7 protein-coding genes are annotated in these 5,810 nt (G+C 69.2%); 4 read left to right on the top strand and 3 right to left on the bottom strand.

Features of this window, described 5'->3' with window-relative positions:
• Together ACOJSF_RS03270 and dapE are read left to right on the top strand one after the other, a co-directional pair.
• The coding region (locus ACOJSF_RS03270) for an FAD-binding protein (RefSeq protein WP_420140802.1) at positions 1 to 956 on the top strand (956 nt) is incomplete at its 5' end.
• 98 nt (positions 957 to 1,054) lie between these two features.
• Positions 1,055 to 2,191 (top strand): succinyl-diaminopimelate desuccinylase, encoded by a 1,137-nt coding sequence (dapE, locus tag ACOJSF_RS03265; RefSeq protein ID WP_420140801.1) that lies wholly within the window; start codon positions 1,055 to 1,057, stop codon positions 2,189 to 2,191.
• On the opposite strand, the gene ACOJSF_RS03260 is transcribed toward dapE, so the two are convergent.
• The 3 genes from ACOJSF_RS03260 to ACOJSF_RS03250 form a co-directional block, all read right to left on the bottom strand.
• Complete coding sequence (locus ACOJSF_RS03260; protein WP_420140800.1) at positions 2,157 to 2,525, bottom strand: Smr/MutS family protein; 369 nt, start codon at positions 2,523 to 2,525, stop codon at positions 2,157 to 2,159. The genes dapE and ACOJSF_RS03260 overlap by 35 nt on opposite strands.
• Positions 2,526 to 2,685: 160 nt before the next feature.
• Positions 2,686 to 3,702: a murein transglycosylase A gene (locus tag ACOJSF_RS03255; protein WP_420140799.1), complete on the bottom strand. Its 1,017-nt coding sequence runs from the start codon at positions 3,700 to 3,702 to the stop codon at positions 2,686 to 2,688.
• 242 nt (positions 3,703 to 3,944) lie between these two features.
• Positions 3,945 to 4,589 (bottom strand): Tim44/TimA family putative adaptor protein, encoded by a 645-nt coding sequence (locus ACOJSF_RS03250; protein ID WP_420140798.1) that lies wholly within the window; start codon positions 4,587 to 4,589, stop codon positions 3,945 to 3,947.
• 195 nt (positions 4,590 to 4,784) lie between these two features.
• On the opposite strand from ACOJSF_RS03250, the gene secB reads away from it, so the two are divergent.
• Both secB and murJ read left to right on the top strand, forming a co-directional pair.
• Positions 4,785 to 5,291 (top strand): protein-export chaperone SecB, encoded by a 507-nt coding sequence (secB, locus tag ACOJSF_RS03245; RefSeq protein WP_420140797.1) that lies wholly within the window; start codon positions 4,785 to 4,787, stop codon positions 5,289 to 5,291.
• A gap of 25 nt (positions 5,292 to 5,316) precedes the next feature.
• Positions 5,317 to 5,810: murein biosynthesis integral membrane protein MurJ (gene murJ / locus ACOJSF_RS03240; protein ID WP_420140796.1), on the top strand; the 494-nt coding region annotated here is incomplete at its 3' end.

The raw sequence follows: 5,810 nt of genomic DNA, 5'->3' as shown, positions 1-5,810 counted from the left end.
AGCGCTACGCCCCCAGCGCCAAGGACCTCGCCAGCCGCGACGTGGTGGCGCGCTCGATGGCGATGGAGATGCGCGAGGGGCGCGGCGTCGGCGAGCACAAGGACCACATCTTCCTGCACCTCGATCATATCGATCCGAAGGTGCTGGCCGAGCGGCTGCCCGGCATCACCGAGACGGGCAAGATCTTCGCCGGCGTGGACCTGACCCGTCAGCCGCTGCCCGTTACCCCGACCGTCCACTACAATATGGGCGGCATCCCCTGTAACTACTGGGGCGAGGTCGTCACGCTGAAGGACGGCAACCCCGACAGCGTCGTGCCCGGCCTGTTCGCGGTGGGCGAGGCGGCGTGCGTGTCGGTCCATGGCGCGAACCGCCTGGGTTCGAACAGCCTGATCGATCTGGTCGTGTTCGGCCGCGCGACGGGCTTCCGCATCGCCGAACTGGTCCAGCCGAACAGCAAACATGGCACCGTCGTGAAGGAGGCCGACGACAAGGCGGTCGCGCGCCTCGACCGCTTCCGCAACGCGGATGGCGGCACCCCCACGGCGAAGATCCGCTTGGAGATGCAGCGCACGATGCAGAAGCATTGTGCGGTGTTCCGCGACAGCGCGCTGCTGCAAGAAGGGCGCGATCTGGTCGACCAGACGGTGGCGAGCCTGCAGGATGTTCGCGTCAGCGACCGTTCGCTGATCTGGAACACCGACCTGATCGAGACGCTGGAGCTCGACAACCTGCTGCCGCAGGCGGCGGTGACGATCCATTCGGCCGCCAACCGCAAGGAAAGCCGCGGCGCACACATGCACGAGGACTTCCCCGAGCGGAACGACGCCGAGTGGATGAAGCACACCATTTCGTGGTTCGACCAGGGCAAGGTCACGCTCGATTACCGCCCGGTGCACGATTACACGCTCACGGACGACGTCGAGTATATCAAGCCGAAGGCGCGCGTTTACTGACCGGCACGGCAGGCGTCCGTAAGACGCCCGCCCGCCTGCCCCGGAGGGACCTGCGCGCGCCTCTAGGCAAGGCGCGGGGCGCGCGATAACCGGGCGGCATGCCCGCCGATCCCCTCGACCTCGCCAAGCGCCTGATCGCCTGCGCCAGCGTGACCCCCGCCGACGACGGGGCGCAAACCGTGCTCGCGGAGGCGCTGACGGAAGCCGGCTTTACGGTCCATCGCTTCCGCACCGGGTCCGCGCCCGACGGCCCGGTCGAAAATCTGTTCGCGATCCGGGGCACGGGGCGCCCCTTCCTCGCCTTCGCCGGTCATACCGATGTGGTGCCGCCGGGCGTCGGGTGGGGCGGAGATCCATTCGTGGCCGAGGTGCGCGGCGACCTGCTCTACGGGCGCGGCGCGGTCGACATGAAGGGCGCGATCGCCGCCTTTGCGGCCGCGGCGGCGCGCGAGGCGGATCATGGCGGCACGCTCGCTTTCATCATCACCGGCGACGAGGAGGGCCCCGCGACCTACGGCACGGTCGCGCTGATCGACTGGATGCACGCCCACGGGCACGATCCCGACATGATCCTGGTGGGCGAGCCGACCTCGGCCGCGCGGCTGGGCGATACGATCAAGATCGGGCGGCGCGGCTCCGTGAATATGTGGATCACCGTGCCGGGCGTGCAGGGCCACGTCGCCTATCCGCATCTGGCGCATAACCCGGTGCCGGCGCTGGCGCGGATCGCGACGCGCCTTTCCGCGCTCGACCTGGACCAGGGCAATGCCTGGTTCCAGCCATCGAACCTGGAATTGACCGATCTCGCCACCAGCAACGACGCCACCACCGTGTTTCCGGGTGCGGGCCATGCGCGGCTCAACATTCGCTTCAACGACCTCCAGCGCGGCGAGTTGCTGGTCGAGCGCGTGCGCGCGATCGTCGCGGAGGAAGCGCCCGACGCGACCGTCGAGGCCAAGATTTCGGGCGAGGCGTTCCTGACCCAACCCGGCGCGCTGTCGGCGCTGGTGACCGGCGCGATCGAGCATGTGACCGGCCTGACGCCCGAGCTTTCGACCACCGGCGGCACGTCGGACGCGCGCTTCCTGTCGAAACTGGCGCCGACGGTCGAATTCGGCCTGCTCAACGCGACGATGCACAAATTGGACGAGGCGGTGGCGGTGGCGGACCTCTACGCGCTGACCGACATCTATGCGGAGATCATCCGCCGCGCTCTTCCTCCCGCCGCCGCCTGAGGATCAGGTAGAGCGCGCCCGCGCCACCATGGCGCGGATGGGCGACGCGCACCGCCGCGATGCGCCCGCGATGGGGCGACACCGACAGCCATTCGCCGATGCTCGCGCGGATCAGCCCGCGCCGCGCCTCCCCCGCGCGCGGCGGCTTGCCCGTGACCACCAGCAGCATGCGGATATCGTCCGCCACCGCGCGCGCCAGCGCCGATTCGAGCGCAGCATGCGCCGTAAGCAAAGTGTGACCGTGCAGGTCGATCGATCGGTCGGGCGCGACCATCCCGCGCCGCAGCCGCCGGTCCCATCCCCCGTCGAGCGTGTCCGCCGGGGGTTTGGCCACGCCAGCCGGAGGCCGGGGTGACGGCGGCGCTGCCCTGACCGGGGCGGAAACGGGGGTGCGAGCGCCCCCGGTCACGGTCGACGGCGGGGGCGGTGGCGTGGCCACCTTGCCGGCGAGCGGCGTCACCGTCGCGGACACGCGCGCCCACAGCGCGCGCTCCTCAGGGTCGAGCCGGCGTCCCACCGGTCAGCCCCGCCGCCTTGAGCCGCGACAGGGTGCCGAGCGGGAGAAGCAAGGCCGCCTGCCCCCGCGCGGACATTCCACCAGCGGTAATCCGCGCGACCACCCCCGCGCCCCAGAAGGTATCGAAGCGGTTGGCGCCCTTGATCGCGCCGCCGGTGTCCTGCGCCACCCATAATCCCGTCGCTTCGGGCCGGTCGGCCGACAGCCAGACCGGCGCGCCGAGCGGCACGAACTTCGGGTCGGCAGCAACGCTGACATGGCCCGTGACGGGCACGCCGAGCGCGCCGAGCGGACCGGCGCCGGTCAGCTCGCGGAAAAAGACGTAGCTCTTGTTCGCTTCCAGCAGCGGCCGCAGTTCGTCCGGATGGTCTTTCATATAGGCCATGATGCCCTGCATCGACGTGGCATAGCCGGTCGTGCCGCCGATCAGCCCCCTGTCGCGCATCAGCCGGCCGATGCCGACATATTCGCGGCCATTCTGGCTGTCATAGCCGATCCGCATGACCCCGCCGTCGGGCAGACGCAGGCGACCCGAACCCTGGATCTGGAGGAAGAAGAACTCCACCGGATCCTTGGCCCAGGCGATTTCGAGCCCCTTCCCGTCGAGCACGCCTGCGTCGATCGCCGCCCGATCGTAATACAGCACGTAGTTGCCGGTTTCGTCGACGCGGCCCTTGCCCTTCTTGCCCGTCTTCGGGTCGGCGTCGAGTAGGTCGGGCGGACGGCGATAGACCGGGACGGCATAGTCATCGGTGCGGACACGCGACCCGTCGATCTCGGGCTCGTAATAGCCGGTGGCGAAGAAAGCGCCCTTGTCGATGAGCACGGTTTCGAACTGGGCGCGGAAGAATGCGACCGGATCATCGACCACCGTGGCGGCGGCGGCGGTGCAGGCGCGTGTCCAGTCCTCGGGACGGGTGAGCCCGCTCACATCGGTGCGCCGGGTCACCGCGCGGCACGACAGGCGGAATGCGTCGAGCGCGGCCCGGGCCATATCGGGCGTGAGGCCGAGCGAATCGATCGGCGGACCGGCAAAAACCCCCGCGTCGATCGCGCGCGATGGTGGCGGCGGCGCGGCCGGACGAGTTGGAGGGCGGCTGACCGGCGCGGATGCGGGCGGCGGCCCGGCCGGGGCCTGGGGCCGACCGCGCGGTACGGTGGAGCAAGCGGCAAGCGCCGCCAACGCGGCAAGCGCCAGCGCGCGCTGTAGGAATCGAACCGGCATCGCTGGGGCGCTCAGGCCGCTTCGTCGGTCTCGGTCAGCATCCAATTGGGATCGGGCGATTTCACCGGGCGGCTGAACGTCCAGACATCGTGCGTCGGCACGGCGTCGCTGGTCGATCCGGCAACGACATTGCCTTCGCCGTCGCGCGTCACCGCCGCAATATCGGCGTCGAAGCGGATCCGGATCGATGCGACGCCGCCGTCGATGCGCGCATCCTCGATCTGCGCCTGCTCGATCGCGATCAGGCGGTTATCAAGCGTTTCGCCCGCCGCCTCGCGCTCGGTGATCGCATGGTTGAACGCGTCGGCGACCTCGCCGTCGACCAGCTTGCCGAGCGTTTCTCGGTCCCCGCGCCAATAAGCTTCGAGGATCATGCCATAGGCCGATTTCGCCCCCTCGACGAAGCGCTGGGGATCGAAGGATGGATCGGCGGATGCGATGGCGCGCAGGCCGTTCGCGGCGGCCGGAGCCGGCGCCGATTCCGCACCGATGGACGGCGTGGACTCGCCCGCCACCACCGGGACCGCGCGGGGAGCCGCCGGCCGCTCGACGGGCTTGGCAAAGGTCTGCTCGTGCCCCGTGCGGCTGCCGAGCACGCTCCACAGACGGAGAGCGACGAACACGAACACCAGCGCAAGGACGACGAGAGTGGCCACCGGACCTCCAGCGAATTAACCGCCCCTACATAGGGATGGCGCCGTCAATCTGCAAATTGCGACGGGCGGACCGGACATAGACGCCGAACGGCCGGCCGTGGTTCCGGATTGCCCTGCGCGGACCGCGCTGCTACCGGCGGCGGCTGCGCCCGGACCACCGGCGGCGCTCCCACGACAGCAGGACCGAACGACCCTATGGCCGACACCGATACCGCCGCCACGCCCGACTTTCAGCCGAACGGCGAAGACACGCTGCCGCAGGTCGGCATGATCACGCAATATGTGAAGGATCTCTCGTTCGAGAATCCGAACGCCCCGGCGGTGTATCAGAGCCAGGTCCAGCCGCAGATCGAGGTTCAGTTCAACATCACTGTGAATTCGGGCGAGGGCGAAGTCCACGAAGTCGCGATGAAGATCGAGGTGCGCGCCATCGCCGAGGGCAGCACGGTGTTCGCGGTCGAGCTGCTCTATGGCGGCCTGTTCGCGGCGCGCAACGTGCCGATGGAGCAGCTCCACCCCTTCCTTTACGCCGAGGCGCCGCGCCTGATGTTCCCGTTCGCGCGCCGGATCATCGCCGACGTGACGCGCGACGGCAACTTCCCGCCGCTGATGCTCGATCCGGTCGACTTCGCCGGCATGTACATGGCGCAGACGCAGCAGGCGAACCAGCTGGCCGGAAGCGAGCCCGCCGGGCAGGCCTGACCGCCGCCGGAGCAGGCGCGGTCAGATGAGCCTCGTCCGCAATACCGCCACCATCGGCGGGCTCACGCTGGTGAGCCGTGTCGCGGGCTTCGTCCGCGACATGCTGATGGCGGCCTATGTCGGCGCGGGCTTCGCCAGCGACGCGTTCCAGATTGCGTGGCGCCTGCCCAATTTGTTTCGCGCCCTCTTCGCCGAGGGCGCGTTCGCGTCGGTGTTCGTGCCGATGTTCAATCGCGAGGTTGGGCGCGAGGATGGCGGACTCGAGGCCGCGCTCGGCTTCGCCAACCTCGTGCTCGCCGTGCTGTTCCCCTTCCTGATCCTGTTCACTGCCTTGATGATGGTGCTGGCGGGGCCGATCGTCTGGGCGATGACAGGCGGCTTTCCCGATGGTGGACCGGAGAAGTTCGCGCTCGCCCGGCACCTCACGCTCATCACCTTCCCCTATCTGGGGCTGATCTCGCTCACCTCGCTGCTGGGCGGCATCCTGAACAGTTTCAACCGTTTCTGGGTGAACGCCGC

Origin of the sequence: Sphingomonas sp., from assembly GCF_048594985.1 — a bacterium.
In the GTDB taxonomy this organism is placed as follows: Bacteria; Pseudomonadota; Alphaproteobacteria; order Sphingomonadales; family Sphingomonadaceae; genus Sphingomonas_I.
This window is presented reverse-complemented; position numbering and strand designations above follow the sequence as displayed.